Genomic DNA, 13,962 nt, shown 5'->3' with positions numbered 1-13,962 from the left:
CTGTCACACATTCAGCCTTGATTGCTCAACTGGCTGTACCGGCCTCTTCGCGGCTAAAGCCGCTCCCACAGGTACTGCGCCGTCCTCTGGCCTGGTGCGGTCCCTGTGGGAGCGGCTTTAGCCGCGAAGAGGCCAGCACAGCAGCCTCGAATCTGAATTGTTAGGAGTCGTCATGGACGCTCGCTTGATTGCTTTTCTGGACCGCGCCGAATCGGTACTGGCGCGCCTTGAGCCCCTGTTACCGGCACAGCGCCCGGACATCGACTGGGGCACCACCCTGGCCGCGCGCTGGCAGCGCGATGGCCGCAGCGGTTATCTGCTGCCACTGGAAGTCAGCCTGGACATCCGCCTGACCGACCTGATCGGCGTCGATCAGCAGCGCGACCAGCTGGGCCGCAACACCCACCAGTTCATCAACGGCCTGCCGGCCAACCACGCGCTGCTGTGGGGCTCGCGCGGTACTGGCAAGTCGTCGCTGGTGCGCGCCTTGCTGGCCGAGCATGCCAGCGCCGGCCTGCGCCTGATCGAAATTGAACGCGACCACCTGGCCGACCTGCCACGGGTGGTCGAGCAGCTGCAGAAGCTGCCACAACGCTTCATCCTGTTCTGTGACGACTTGTCGTTCGAGGCCGGGGAGGGCGACTACCGGGTACTCAAAAGCGTGCTCGACGGCTCGCTGGAGCAGGCGCCGGACAACGTGCTGCTGTACGCCACCTCCAACCGCCGCCACCTGGTGCCCGAAAAAGAAAGCGACAACGAAAACTGGAAGCGCGTAGATGGCGAACTGCACCCCAGCGAAGCGGTGGAGGACAAGATTGCCCTGTCTGACCGCTTTGGCCTGTGGCTGTCGTTCTACCCGTTTACCCAGGACCACTTCCTGAATGTTGTCGAGCACTGGATTGGCCAGTTGGCACGGCCTGCCGGGCTTGCCTGGCAGCGCTCTGAAGCACTCGACATCCTCGCCGTGCGCTGGGCCACCGGCCGCGGTAACCGTAATGGCCGTTGTGCCTATCAGTTCGCCCGCTATTGGGTCGGGCTGCAATTGCTGGAGCAAAGTAAATGATCGACCTTAATGCCAGTGGCGCCGGCCTCGACGGCTACCACCTGCTGGCGGCGCAAGTGCAGGCGCTGTTTGCCGACGAGCGTGACTTCATCGCCAATGCCGCACAGTTTTCGGCGTTTCTGTACAACCAGGTGGACGACCTGAACTGGGCGGGGTTCTACCTCAACCGCAACGAACAGCTGGTGCTGGGCCCGTTCCAGGGCCAGGTGGCGTGCGTGCGCATTCCGTTCGGCAAGGGCGTGTGCGGTGCAGCGGCGGCAACGCGCCAGACCCAGCGGGTAGAGGACGTGCATGCGTTTCCGGGCCACATTGCCTGTGACAGCGCGTCCAACAGCGAGCTGGTAATCCCGTTGGTTAAGGCGGGGCGGTTGATTGGTGTGCTGGACCTGGATAGCCCGAAGGTTGGGCGGTTCAGCGAGGCAGACCAGGCGGGGCTGGAACGCTTGGCGGCGATCTTCCTGGAGCTGACAGACTGCTGACCAACAGGTTCGCTGTACTGGCCGCTCTCACAGGGCCAGCACAGGCTAACGAATCAGTCGTAGATCACTTTCTTCTTCCAGGTCTCTTCTGCATCGGTCTTGAGCCCGTCGGTCAGTTCGTTGTGCTCGTCCTCCGCAGGTGCCATGCGGTCCAGCACCTGGGCATTGGCCCGCGCCAGCAGCTTTTCCAGATACGTCAGTTGCTCTTCATACACCTTCGGCTCCGGCTGCTTGCGCAGGTACTGCACGCCGCGCTCGAATGCCAGGCGTGCCTGGCCGGGCTGGTTCTTCTGCAGGGCTTGCTGGCCGAGGTTGTTGAAGAACTCGATATGCAGCAGGACCAGGATGTGGCGGATTTCCTTGACCCAGTGCTTGGCTTCAGGCGTGGTCAGGAAGCCTTCCTGGGCCGCACGAGTCACCTGGTTGTGCATGGCCTCCAGCAAGAAGCGCACGTCCTTGGCCTTGATCTCGGTATGGATCGGGTTGGGCGGGTTGTTCACCGGGATCTTTTCGCCCAGGGCAATCAGCACGTCCAGCTCGGCAATGCGCGCCTTGAGTTCGGCATTATGCTTGTCCACCGCCAGCTGGCGCTGGGTAAGGTTCAGCTCCAGGCGGGTGAGCAACAGTTTAAGGGCCGGGGTCATGAACTGGCCCGGGAAGGTCTCGGTGATTTCGCCACAGCGGCGCAGGCGGTCGGCCAGCTCGATCTTGGTCCGGGCGCGTTCCAGCTTGCCGTTCTCGACCACATTGTTGAGGTAGCCGATCACGATCAGCAACGCGATGCCTGCCACGATGAGCAGGGTGATCAGAAGTGGTGTCACCGTTAATGCCTCATTGAAGAAGAATTACAGCTTTGAGTGTAGTGAGTTTGCCAAGGGGCGAACAGCGGCTGTATGCCAGTGCTGGTCCTTTCGCGGCTAAAGCCGCGAGGAGGCCAGTGCAGGATGACTGCTCTCTATATCGACAACCCGCCCCGCATTTACACCCCAACCCACCCGGAAGTCTTTGATTTAAATAAATTTCTACAAAGGGGTTGACGCCTTCCCGATCCATCCATAGAATGCGCGCCACTTGCAGCGTAAAGCACACAGCGAAACGCGGCAGGGAGTGAAAGCAAGCAGTAATGCTTGTAGCGTGTCCCCTTCGTCTAGTGGCCTAGGACACCGCCCTTTCACGGCGGTAACAGGGGTTCGAGTCCCCTAGGGGACGCCAATGCGGGAATAGCTCAGTTGGTAGAGCACGACCTTGCCAAGGTCGGGGTCGCGAGTTCGAGTCTCGTTTCCCGCTCCAGTTTCTCCGGCACTGCTTAACGGCGGGGCAGGAAAAGAAAATCCAGTCTGAACCGTGAGGTTCATGTGCTGGTGCACTGAAAAGTGTTGTGTGTCCCCTTCGTCTAGTGGCCTAGGACACCGCCCTTTCACGGCGGTAACAGGGGTTCGAGTCCCCTAGGGGACGCCATTTGCGGGAATAGCTCAGTTGGTAGAGCACGACCTTGCCAAGGTCGGGGTCGCGAGTTCGAGTCTCGTTTCCCGCTCCAGTTTAAATACTGTGGCGTCTATGCGGTGCAGTGGTGGTGAAGGTCGTCAAGGCGCTTCACGCCAAAAGCGGTAAAAGTTTTACAATGCGGGAATAGCTCAGTTGGTAGAGCACGACCTTGCCAAGGTCGGGGTCGCGAGTTCGAGTCTCGTTTCCCGCTCCAAATCGAAAAACGAAGAAAGGGACGAAAGTCCCTTTCTTCGTTTTGTGCGTCTGTTTTTCATCCCGCAGAGCGGTCTGCTGTTCGTGCAACGGACCGAACTGGCCCGTTGCTCCCTCTCGACCTTACTTGTAATAGATCGTGAAACTGAGTGCGCTCTTGGCGTCCCCGCTCGTGACCACGGGTGCCACCTTTACGTAGCGGGCGCTGAAGTCGATGCGTATGTCGTCGGGGTCGGGGGAAATCTGGGCCATTTCCAGTTCCTGGCCAAGTGCGGCGGGTGTCTCGCCGTCGGCTCGAAGCACTTGTACGCCAATCCCGGACGCGCTGTTAGGGTCGGGTGTCAGGCTGAACAGGCCCTTGTCGGCATCGATCACGGTTGCGCCCTTGGCCACCTCCAACTTGACGTAAACCCCTGCCTTGCCCCCGGTGCACTTGGTCAGGTTGATATGGAATGGCCTCGGGCTGGTGCCCGAACCTTCGTCGTTGAAGGTTTCCAGCTTGTGTTCGCCGAGGTCTACCGAGGTGTCGCTGACCACGTCGGCTCGCAATGAGCATTCGGCCTGGGTCACTGTCCCGTGCAAATTGGCCCTCAGCACCCTGCCCACGTCTGTGTAATTGCCGGTGAAAATCTCCTCCCCGAGAAAGTACTGCGGCCCCGAATCTATGTCGCCTGTCTTGATGACCGTGATGAGGGTGTCCAGGTAGTTTGTGGTAATCGGCAGCCCTGCCGGCTGGTCCTGGTACCCCTTGTAGGGAATGGAAACTGGGGTCAGCGGTATCCAGCGAGTCTGGTTTCCACCAGCGTACTGTTGTCCGAGTCCCACGTGTATGCCGATGCCCGGGATGTTGGTTTCGAGCACCCGATCGGTTTCGATTCCCGGGATAACGGGCAGAGGCCCCGGGAAGAGCTTCATGGAGTTGAGCAGGTTGACTTCGGCATATTCGCCCGCCACCGGCACCGAGCAGAGGAGGATGTCGCCGGTGGCGTTCGGCGTCCTCATCTGGCTGGCGGTGCGGATGACCGTACCGACCGGTGCATCGCGCGGTACAAAGAGGGGCTCCAGATGAATGTCGTACAGCAGTTCGCCGCTCGGAGCGTCTTTCCAGTAGCAGAGGGCAAGCGCGTTGCTGCTGGTGAACAGGCTTGTCAACGCCAGGGGCAGGATCGCGCGGCGGATGAATGAAGCGTTCATGGTGATGGTTTCCAGTGCCGGGTGGGCGAGGGTCAAGTCGTGGGGCAATTCAGCGTCTGTTGGTGGTAGCCCTGGGTTTGCTCCATGCTGGCGGGCTCGATCTGCAGCTGACATTGCTCATCATTGGCTTCGCCCCAGCGCACGTGCAGCGTCTGGGGTTTGTCTTCCACAGCCAGCAAGGCCTGGCCGGCCTGGCCGACCACGCCCAGCGACGTGCCGCTGATATCGTTGACCTGGGTGCCGAAAGGCATTGGTCTGCCGTTGGCCTGGAGCAGGGTGAGGATCAGCCGGCTGACCTTGCGCGCCTGGAATTCGGCCAGCACGATCGCGCCGCGGCGCGGTATCAGGTGCTGGGCGCCGTTGTCGATGTGCACTTGTGGGCCGAGGTCATCGGTGTTCAGTTCGAGCAAGTTGCTGCGGTACGGCCGCAGGTACGGCACCACCATGTGGCCGCTGCTGTCGCTGCGGCTTTCAGGGTTGTTCTTCACGCCAACCCCGGCAACATCGGGCACGTGTACCAAGGCATTGGTTTCGCCAAGATAGCGGCCAAGGGTCAAGCCGCTTTCGTGCAGCAACAGGCTGCCGCTGGCGTTGAGCGACAACGTACGGTAATCGTCACTCTGCGTGTAGCCGGCGCCAAGGCTGGCGTTGGCTCCCCGATAGTTGGCGGAGAAAGCGGATGTCTGGTTGCGCCGTGCGTCGCGGCTGGTCGAGGCAAGGTAGCTGAGACGGCGGTCCATTGCGCTGCTGGAAAAACTGGCCCGCTGGCTGTGTTCGCCGTTATGTGACTGAAGGCTGATGTTGGCGCTGGAGGCGCGACCGAAGCCTAGGGGTAGCGAAACGCTCAAGCCAAACATGCGGTCATTTTGGCTGCGCTCGTTCAGGGACTGTGAGGCGTACAGGTTGTAGGAGACATTGTGCCAGCTGGTGCTGAGCTGCAGTTGGTACTGACGCAACTGCTGGCCGCTTTGCCAGTAGTCGTCCTGGGTCATGGTAAAGCTGAGTGAGCTGCGGCTGCCCAGGCGCTGGTGGGCAGAGGCTTCCAGGCGGCTGCGACGGCTCCCCCGGTACGCGCTATAGGCATTGCGTTCGCGCACGGCCTCGTCGTAGTCACGGTAGCCTTCGGTGGAGTAGCGGTAGCCGGCGAAGCGCAGGTTGGTGCCGGTGTCGAATGCCTTGCCGTAGCGGGCGGCGAAGCTGTGCCCGTGAACCTGGCCCAAGGTGTTGCCCAGGTCGGTCTCGGCGCGGGTTACATCAAGCGACAGCGCGCCGAGTGTGCCCAGGTCGCGAGCGGCGCCCACGGTGGCTGCGCGGTAGTAGTCGCCACCTTGCACGCCGCCGTACAGGGTGGTGTTCAAGCTGGTGCCGCGGGCCAGTGTCGCCTGCCACAGGAGCGGCGCGTCGAGGTCTTCGGCACCGTTGTAGCGGCCGAAGGTGGCACTGTAGCGCCATACGCCTTCGCGCAGCAGGTTGCTCAGGCTGGAATAGGGCTGGATGAAGCGCCTGACCTGACCGTCGGCTTCAGTCAGGACGATTTCCAGTTCACCACTGCCGCCGCCCACGGCGAGGTCATCAATTTCGTAAGGGCCTGGGGCCACATAGGTGGTGTAGATAGGGTAGCCGTTGTGCAGCACTTCGAGCTTGGCGCGGGTCTGTGCCACGCCACGGATGATCGGTGCGTAGTTTTGCATCACATCGGGCAGCATGCCCAGCTCGGAGGCCAGCTGCAGGCCCTTGAACGGCTGGCTGCGGAACACGTCACTGTTGCTGAAGGTTTCGCCCAGGGTCAAGGTGCCGAAGCTGCCGGGCAGGTCGCGCTGGGCATAGGTGTTGGTGTGGGTCCAGCGCCGGCTGCCGTGTTCGTCCTCCCGCAGCGACTGGCTGCTGCGCAAGCGCCAGGGGCCGAGGTTGAGGCCGCTGCTGAGGTTCAGGTCCTGGCTGCTCTGGCTGCCACCGTGCGCCAGGCTGCGCATTTGTGCCGAGGCCTGATAGTTGATAAAGGCGGCATTTATGCCGTAGTCCCACTGCTCGGCGCTGGGCATGCGCCCCGCTTGCCGGATCATGAATGCCTGGGGGATGGACAGCTCCAAGCGCAGCCGCCCGCTGTCGAGCTTGGTCGTGGCGCCAGGGGCGAGGGTTTCGAGGTCGATGCAGCTGTCATCGTCGGGCAGCGGCTGTGCCAGGCTTTGTTCACGCAGGCCGGCCTGGCGTAGCAGGGTGGCGTTCAGGCAGGGGCGCAGGGTGCGGTGGCCGTCGATTTTTTGCAGGTGTACATCTTGCTCGGCCAGGAACACCAGGTTTACCCAAACCTCAAGGCGGTAGCGGCCAGGGGCGAGTGGGGTTTCGGCAGCCAGGGCCTGAAGTGCAAGGGCACCGGCGTCGGCGGGCTGGTCGGGGGCTTGGCGCATGAAACTGGCGTCGAATTGTGGGGAGGCGCTCGCCGGGCGTTGCGGGGCAATCAGCAAGCTTCCTGAACCAAGCGCCACGAGCGTCGTAATCCGCAGGCGCGATAACAGTAGCCTGCGCGTGGGGGGCAGGAGCATGATCTTATCCTTGACAAGGGCGTGTCGATGCGGTCCGGTCAGACCACGTGGGCCAGGTAGTGAGGCGCGATTATGTTGCGCACTACTGAGTTACGAGGGGCACGATAGGGAATGCGTGCGCGGGGATATGTAGGATATATCTGCATGATCTGATGAACTTGTCATCAGAACGATTTTGAGGGGAAATGAATCGGGACCGCTTTGCGGCCCCGAAATGCTGGTAGTTCTGTTAGTTATGATTTAATAAAGCAAGTCGAATCCACTTTGATTATGTATGTTGCTGCGTGTAGGATCGCCCGATAAACGGCCTTGTACGTTTTCTTCGCGTTGTCGCCCAACCTGCTTTGCACTCTTAAGTATTTGACGCACGTACATCCCATGCAGCCAGTTTGACGACCCCGAGGGTGTCTCAGCTGTTTGAGTTGCCTGACCTGCCTGACCTGCCTGACCTGCCTGACCTGCTTGAGGTGCCGCAGGTGCCGCAGATGCCGGAACCGGTGGTGAATTAGTCGGCCCGGGCATTGCGCCTATCTGCGAGTCTGAGCTTGCCGCTGCCACTTCAGGCGATTCTGTCAAATTTGTTCTACTGGCTGGGTTTGGTAGTTTGCTCCCTGGCGCTGAAGGCCGGTTCGCCTTCCACTGCTTGTACGTCCCGCCCCCCCCACTAAATATCAAGGGCGTAGCGGCACCCAGGAAGAAACCCCCTATGCTGTTCCACATCATGGCTTTCTTTGGATCTTCCTCCTTGGCTGCTAACGCCGTTGCCGTGATGCCCATGCCCAGGGCCACAACCCCAAGAAGCAGCGCACCCGCAGGGGGGAGAATTGCAGTCAGTACAACGCCGACCATCAAGCCTACAACCCCCGCAATGACCGGCAAGATCGCCCCCCAAATGCTTGGCTTCTCGGGTTCCGGCAGCGGGTCCTGGTAGGGCGGTTTCGGATCCCTGCTCGGTACTGGCGAGGACCTGTGGCCAGTTGGGTCGCGCCAGTTCACCGGGTCACCCAGGGCGTACAGGTAGGGGTTCACGCCGACCTCTTCCTGGGCCAGCGAGTCTGGGCTGTGGAAGCGCATCAGCCCGGGGTTGTAAGCCCGGTAACCGCGCCCTAGCAGGTACCAGTCGAGCTGCTGTTCTCGCACTTCACCATTGAACGCCAGCAGACTCTGCAGTGTGTCATCGTCACCGCGTTCGCCATACAGGCTCAAGTACGCTTCGTTGACCCCGGCGGCCCCATACTCGGCAGTGACCGAGGCGGTATTGTCGGTCAGCAGCAGGCGCGTATTCTGTGGTTTGGTCGGGTTCTGAAGCCCAAGCGGATGAGCGCCGCCGTGCAGGTAGTCCACCCGCTCTGTGTCCTGGCTCACCGTGCTGAGGCGGTAGTCTTCGTAGCGGCGCAGTTGTTCGGTATCTCCACCCTGGGTAACGCCCACCAGATGATTGTGCCCATCGTAGCGGTAACGCACGAGGGCAGCAGTGCCATCGCTGGTAGACACCTGCTTCAGGCGCCCGAAGTCATCGTACTCGAGCCGGCGTCCCCACTCATCGTTGGTCTGGTTGCCGTCATCGTCATAATAGATCGCCTGCGCTACCGGGTAATCCGGCTGCAGTGAATGAGTCAGCTCGCGCAACTGGAACATGTCGTGGACGTTGGCTGTGCTTGCATTGCCATAGCTGAAGCGGGCTTGGTCGTCTCTGCCGTCACTGAACATGGTGTTGCAGCGTGTGAGGTTGTTGAAGGCGTCGAAGCGGAACGTCTGGCTCACGATAGAGCGTCCGGCCCGGTTACGCGGCAGGTAGGTCTCGGCGTCGTTCTCGTCCTCAACCGTGTAGGTGACCTTGTCCAGCCGGTTCAATGCATCGTAGCGGAATGTTTCGAGCAGGCGCTGCTGGCCGTCTCGCAGTGTCGCCCGGCTATGCAACAGGTCGTCGTCTCTCCACACCAGTTTCATCGTTCGCGTGCTGCCGCCATCGAGGGTCACGCTGCGTTCGCATTCACGTCCCAGGTCGTCGTAGACAACGGCGCTGATGCTCTGCCGTTTGCTGGTGCGGTCAACGGTGGTGGTGGTGTGCAGGCGACCGTCGTCGTCATAGGTGAAAGTGGCGGTGAGGTTGCCTTGTGTCGTGGACTCAAGCCGTCCCTTGTCATCGTATTCGTAACGGGTCAACGGGCCGTCGCTGCTGCTGCGGGTGAGCGGGCGACCCTGCAGCGACGCTAGATGCTCGATGAAATAGCTTCCCGCCGATTGCTTGTCCGTCCAGGTTTCCTTCAGCAGGTAGCCTTGGTCGGTATACTCATAGTCCCGAGTACCCGCGCCGTTGCCAGCCGAAGTGATCGCTGCGTCGGGCCTTGTGTAACCGAAGATGGACTCTTCGTTGGCGGCTGTTGCACCCTTGGGGGTCATTGTGATCGAGACGGGCTGGTGGGACAGCTCCGGTGTGTAAGCATATTTGAGGATGCGCCCCGATTGCTTCTCATGTTCATCGACCAGTGTCATTTGGCCTTGATAGCGGAAGCTTTCTGTCCTGTTGCCGACCGTTAGATGGGTGAGCCGTTCCAGGCCATCGAACGTACGCTTACAGATGATGGTGCCTGCCTCGCCTTCGGTTGGCGCAAGCTCCAGTTCGGTGGTGAGCTCATTGATGCTGTGGCTGGCGAAGCGGCGTAGCAGGCTGCTGCCATCCGGGCGCTCGGTGCTGGCCATGCGGTTCCACACGTCGTAGCTGAACCTTGTGGTCTGCTCCAGTGGCGCTGCATCCTTGTCCAGTGGGTCACGCAGTTGCTGCACCTGGCGCACGCAGCGGCCGCCACCGTCATAATGGTAGCGCGTGCTGCCCACCATCTGGCCGCTCAGGTCCAGGCGCCGGTCTTCGAGCGGTTTGTCGAAACGGTTGAATTCAGTGCTGACGCACTGCCGCCGCATGCGTGGTCTGGCTTCTGTGAAGCGCTCCTGCCACTGCTGGACAATGAACCCTTCCTTGCCGAAGGGCGAGCGTTCAGTGCATGCCACCACGCCGTCTGGCATCAGGGTGCTGGTGCGGTTGCCCCAGCCGTCGTAGCCGAAGGTACTGGTGAGGGTGCGTGTCTCGCTCTCCAGGTAATCGTAGCTGGTCTGCGACTCGACCCGGCCTGCGCTGTCGTAGTGCGTGGTTTGCACATCGTGTCAGGTGCGCTTACCGGTTTTCTCATCCTCGGTTTCTCGTTCTTCGCGGATAGCTCGATTGTAACCATCGAACCATGTTCGGCTGACCACCCCGTTTACATCCTTTACCGTTTGGTTTGGCTTTGCGCCAAGCTCATAGGTGTATCTACGGACTGCTTCATGAGATGTTCCGGGCGCGATGGTTTCGACCGTCAGGCGGTTGAGGGCATCGTAGTGGTAGTGAGTTTCAACCTTGTTGAAATCCTGGGCGCGGTGCAGCAGGCCGGTATGGATCGACACGGCACGGGCAACCGCCCGTTCCGCCAGGTCATGACCTTTGAAGGTCTCGCGCACCTGCAGCAACGTCTTTTGCTGGTTGTCATCGTTGATCAGCGAATGGAAAAACGTTGAAGTGGCAGTTTTTTCCCTGTCAGGGTCGCTCAAGTCTTTCAGTGTCACCGTCTGTTGGTCCAGGCGGCCATGCAGGAAAGCATTGTGCTCGCTCTCCTTGAGGAAGCGGCTTGTGGTGGTGCGCAAGACCTTCTCACCCTCGTCGTCTACCTGCAACACGTCTTCGCCACCAGTCGCTAGGAAGCCCTTGGCCGCACTTGCCCCACTCAGCGCTGGCAGGTGCTGGTAACGGAAACGGGTGCGCAGGGTCTGCGCTTGGCCTTCGCCGGTGGTGGCCGGGTGCACGGTGCTGGTCTTGCGGCTACGGGTGAACAGCTGCGGGTCGGCCGGGCAATCGCTGCCTTCGCCGGTGTGCGGGTAGTAAGTGTGCCGGGTGTGGATCGTGCCGGCCAGGGTGGCGAGCTCGTCGATCGCATCGCCTTGATAGACCGGTGCTGCGGCCTGGGACTCCAGCTTCAGGTTGCCATGATCGTCGTAGTCGGTAATGAGCACTTCCTCACGCAGCCGGGTGGGAAGCTCCTTGATCTTCCAGCGCTTGAACTGATGCCTGGGCATCTGGAAGTAAGCCGGTTGCTGCTCGAAACTGGCATTGGTTTCGTGGTAAATGGTCTCGACTTCTTCGATACAGGTCTCGCGACGGGGCTGCTCGGCGCCTTCGTCGTATACCTCATGGGCTTGCTCGGTACGTTGCAGGGTCAGCAGGTGGAAGCGGTTGAAGCTGCGCTCGATGCTGCGCAGCGGTGTGTCGCCGACGAGGTAGGTGGCAGTCGAGCCGTAGCTGAAGCTAGTACCGGTGAATTGGTAGAGGTTGTCCTCGCCATTGTCGCGCCAGGAAATGCCACTGCCCATGCCGAGGAAGTTGTTGCTGGTGTAGTTGTAGGTGGTGACCATGTCGGGCTGGTCGAAGCCAGGCTTGATGGTGTGCCTGGTAACCCGGGGCAACGGGTCGTGCGCATCGCCGGGGAAGCGGTGGCCGGCATCGTTGTAGTCGATGGTTTCGGTGCCGCCGACGGGTGTGCGCACGGTTTTCAGGCACACCACACCACGCACCTTGTCGTAAGTGAGCCCCCAGCTGGCCTTGTCGTCGCTGGGCAGGACGATGGTATGGGGCAGGCGAACCGCCGGGGTGAAACGCTGGTCGAGCTGGAGCGTGTAGGTCGCCAGGGCGGTGCCGCCTGGGCCGGATCTGGGGTGCAGGGCAAGGATGATTTCAGCGCTGGTGTAGTTGATGGCCAGCAGCTCGAGCCCAGTGTCGTCCTTGATGCCGGTCAGGCAAGGGGCCCCCTGGAAATTACTGTAGCTAAGGGTGATGCCATGGCCCGAAGGCGCCTCGACCCGGGTGGGCAGAGCAACGCGGTTGTCGCTGGGGCCTTGCAGTTCCAGCAGCTCGATCAGGCCGGCCTTGTGCTCTACGCGCCAGCCGCTGCCGTGGTCGTGGAAGTGGAAGCTTCTGAGCTTGCGTTCCTTGAATACCTTGCCGGTGCCGTCACTGGCGTCGCTGCCTGTGACCTTATAGCTTTCGCCGGTGTGCAGGTGCAGCAGGTTGCTGGCGGGGTCGTACTGGGTGAGGTTGAGCGTCCAGCCCATGCCGAAGCCCGAGTCCTGGGTGTTCATCGGGTTGAAGCCGATGTGCAGGGGCAACGACGGGCCGCTGAGATTGTTGGCGGCGAGCTCCGGCAACTCGATGCCCAGCGTGTATTGGCCGGTGCGGGGGTCGACGCTGTTATTGACGAAACTCAGGAAGTTGAAGGCGTTGGACGCTGTGTTTGAGGTGATGGTCATGACAATTCAGCTCCAGGTTCAAAGTGCAGTTGCACAGCGGTAGCGGGTAGGGCCATCAAAACCGCCATCGTGATAGCGCCCTACCAGGAAGCTATCGTCTGGGCAGGTAAAATCGCTCTCATTCTCATTTTGTGGTGCAGACCATCCGTCGAACCATCGAATGTTCAGCTTTTCGTCGCCGTTTGTAAGTGCGGCGCAGGCGTAATTGGTGGGTCCAAAATAAAAAGTCTCTTGTTTGCGGCCAACCATGACCTTCCCAGGCGGGCACATAAAGTAAACGTCATCATTTTCAAGGATATCATCGGACCAAGATGGATCTCTTACCATGAGAGAGGCTGAATCTTGCTGGAATCCCGCGCAGGTATAAATTTGCTTTAGGTTGCCATCTACTACCTTGCGCCCCGTCATCACCTCGTTCAGCCCGCATTTGAATTCATCTAGGGTGCCTACGTTTTCATATACCTTCACTCTATATTGATTCGTGGGGCGAAGAGGGGTGCGTGACGATGTAATTAAACGGATGCAAGCAGTGCTGTCCCTGGCGTCGCTGTCTTGAGTTTTTCTTTTTTTAACCATCATCAAACCCGGGGCGATGATCGTATTGTCTTCGTAGGAAACCAAGTCTTCGAATTCGAAGGCGGGGGTGGACGTCACGCGCCTCGTGGTGCGAAGTTCCATCGAAAACTTGCCATCCTCTGTGTTGCAACCAATGCCATCGGTAATCAGGATGTTCACGGAAGATGGGAGGTTATCGAACTGTATGGTGCGTCGCTTTATATCTTTGCACCAGGTGTTGGGAGAGTTGAATTCATAGTTTACCTGTTCGCCTGAGCCTTCGCCGGGAACAGTCAGTGAACATTGCGCATTGTCTTTGTCCCGGATAAGGATTGTGCCGTTTTGTGTGGCTGCCTGCACCGCTTGATGCAGGCTGGCCAGCAGTAGGGGTAAAGCAATGATGCTGAGTCTGAGTGCGCTTGACATGATGAAACCTCGGATGTTTGGTTAGAACAGTTTGCTGCAGTAGTACTCGGTCTCCATTTCCTTGTCACTGGAAAGCGCCATGCCCGAAAGTACTTCATTTGCAGCGCATTGCATGCCGTGGTCAGGCTCTTTGAATTTCCGGGTGCTGGTATGAGAGGGGGTCAATGGTTGGCCCCAGATGTCTCTGACTTCAGCGCAATGTATCCAGTAGTTTGAGGCGTCAAGTATGTCTCGGCCACGCCCGGTCATGATCTTCGGACTCTGGCAGTTGGCGAGAGCGCCTGTTGCAATAATTTTGATTTCATTGTAGGTATTGAGCACCTCCCCGCTTTGAGTAACACTTCCGCATACGTACCCAACTTTGTCTTCCAAGCGAACACGCCCCACCATTACATTGCCGGGTTTACACTTGAAGTCATGGTGAAACTCCACTAGCGGAGGGGGCGAAATTTCATTAGGATCGATGATTGCAAGTTCTGCAACGGCAGAGTTGCACAGCAGTAGCAGCAACGCTGCGGCCGCAGGTGCGGGCCATTTACTGTTCATGAGCGGGTCCTCATTGGCTAGAAAAAAAGAGTGCACGTCGAGTCTAGCCAGTTCCAGCGCGTGGAACACCTGGCAAAAATACTAGGTAGGTGGAGTGGGCGGCCTCGAGGTAACACAACAAGAC

At 60.0% G+C, this 13,962-nt stretch carries 9 protein-coding genes and 5 tRNA genes; 7 read left to right on the top strand and 7 right to left on the bottom strand.

Going from position 1 to position 13,962, the window contains the following annotated elements; translation table 11 throughout:
• Positions 1-172: 172 nt before the first annotated feature.
• Positions 173-1,063, top strand: coding sequence for an ATP-binding protein (locus tag J3A71_RS21955; RefSeq protein ID WP_145913219.1), 891 nt, complete (start codon positions 173-175; stop codon positions 1,061-1,063).
• Positions 1,060-1,542 (top strand): GAF domain-containing protein, encoded by a 483-nt coding sequence (locus J3A71_RS21950; RefSeq protein WP_016485457.1) that lies wholly within the window; start codon positions 1,060-1,062, stop codon positions 1,540-1,542. The genes J3A71_RS21955 and J3A71_RS21950 overlap by 4 nt, the downstream gene beginning before the upstream one ends.
• Positions 1,543-1,595: 53 nt before the next feature.
• Here the strand turns inward: J3A71_RS21950 and J3A71_RS21945 are convergent, their stop codons facing one another.
• Positions 1,596-2,363 (bottom strand): hypothetical protein, encoded by a 768-nt coding sequence (locus J3A71_RS21945; protein ID WP_016485458.1) that lies wholly within the window; start codon positions 2,361-2,363, stop codon positions 1,596-1,598.
• Positions 2,364-2,678: 315 nt separating this feature from the next.
• Here J3A71_RS21945 and J3A71_RS21940 point away from each other — a divergent pair.
• From J3A71_RS21940 to J3A71_RS21920, 5 genes are all read left to right on the top strand, one after another.
• A tRNA-Glu gene (locus tag J3A71_RS21940) sits at positions 2,679-2,754 on the top strand.
• Positions 2,755-2,756: 2 nt separating this feature from the next.
• A tRNA-Gly gene (locus J3A71_RS21935) sits at positions 2,757-2,832 on the top strand.
• 92 nt (positions 2,833-2,924) lie between these two features.
• A tRNA-Glu gene (locus J3A71_RS21930) sits at positions 2,925-3,000 on the top strand.
• Positions 3,001-3,003: 3 nt separating this feature from the next.
• Positions 3,004-3,079: transfer RNA gene (locus J3A71_RS21925), tRNA-Gly, on the top strand.
• An 86-nt stretch (positions 3,080-3,165) separates the two neighbouring features.
• Positions 3,166-3,241: transfer RNA gene (locus J3A71_RS21920), tRNA-Gly, on the top strand.
• Positions 3,242-3,363: 122 nt separating this feature from the next.
• Here the strand turns inward: J3A71_RS21920 and J3A71_RS21915 are convergent.
• The 6 genes from J3A71_RS21915 to J3A71_RS21890 form a co-directional block, all read right to left on the bottom strand.
• Complete coding sequence (locus tag J3A71_RS21915; RefSeq protein WP_157754397.1) at positions 3,364-4,434, bottom strand: fimbrial protein; 1,071 nt, start codon at positions 4,432-4,434, stop codon at positions 3,364-3,366.
• Between the two features lie 32 nt (positions 4,435-4,466).
• Positions 4,467-6,977: a fimbria/pilus outer membrane usher protein gene (locus J3A71_RS21910; protein ID WP_096425747.1), complete on the bottom strand. Its 2,511-nt coding sequence runs from the start codon at positions 6,975-6,977 to the stop codon at positions 4,467-4,469.
• A gap of 240 nt (positions 6,978-7,217) precedes the next feature.
• The gene (locus J3A71_RS31785; RefSeq protein ID WP_209953264.1) at positions 7,218-10,133 is read right to left on the bottom strand and encodes an RHS repeat-associated core domain-containing protein; all 2,916 of its coding nucleotides are present in this window, start codon (positions 10,131-10,133) and stop codon (positions 7,218-7,220) included.
• 6 nt (positions 10,134-10,139) lie between these two features.
• Positions 10,140-12,311 (bottom strand): hypothetical protein, encoded by a 2,172-nt coding sequence (locus tag J3A71_RS21900; protein ID WP_209953262.1) that lies wholly within the window; start codon positions 12,309-12,311, stop codon positions 10,140-10,142.
• Between the two features lie 18 nt (positions 12,312-12,329).
• Positions 12,330-13,292 (bottom strand): hypothetical protein, encoded by a 963-nt coding sequence (locus tag J3A71_RS21895; protein WP_096425749.1) that lies wholly within the window; start codon positions 13,290-13,292, stop codon positions 12,330-12,332.
• Positions 13,293-13,313: 21 nt separating this feature from the next.
• Complete coding sequence (locus J3A71_RS21890) at positions 13,314-13,838, bottom strand: hypothetical protein (protein WP_096425750.1); 525 nt, start codon at positions 13,836-13,838, stop codon at positions 13,314-13,316.
• Positions 13,839-13,962: the final 124 nt, after the last annotated feature.

Source organism: Pseudomonas sp. PvP089 (assembly GCF_017875165.1).
GTDB classification, from domain to species: domain Bacteria; phylum Pseudomonadota; class Gammaproteobacteria; order Pseudomonadales; family Pseudomonadaceae; genus Aquipseudomonas; species Aquipseudomonas fortuita.
The sequence above is the reverse complement of the archived record's forward strand: the minus strand, read 5'-3'. Positions and strand labels throughout refer to the sequence as shown.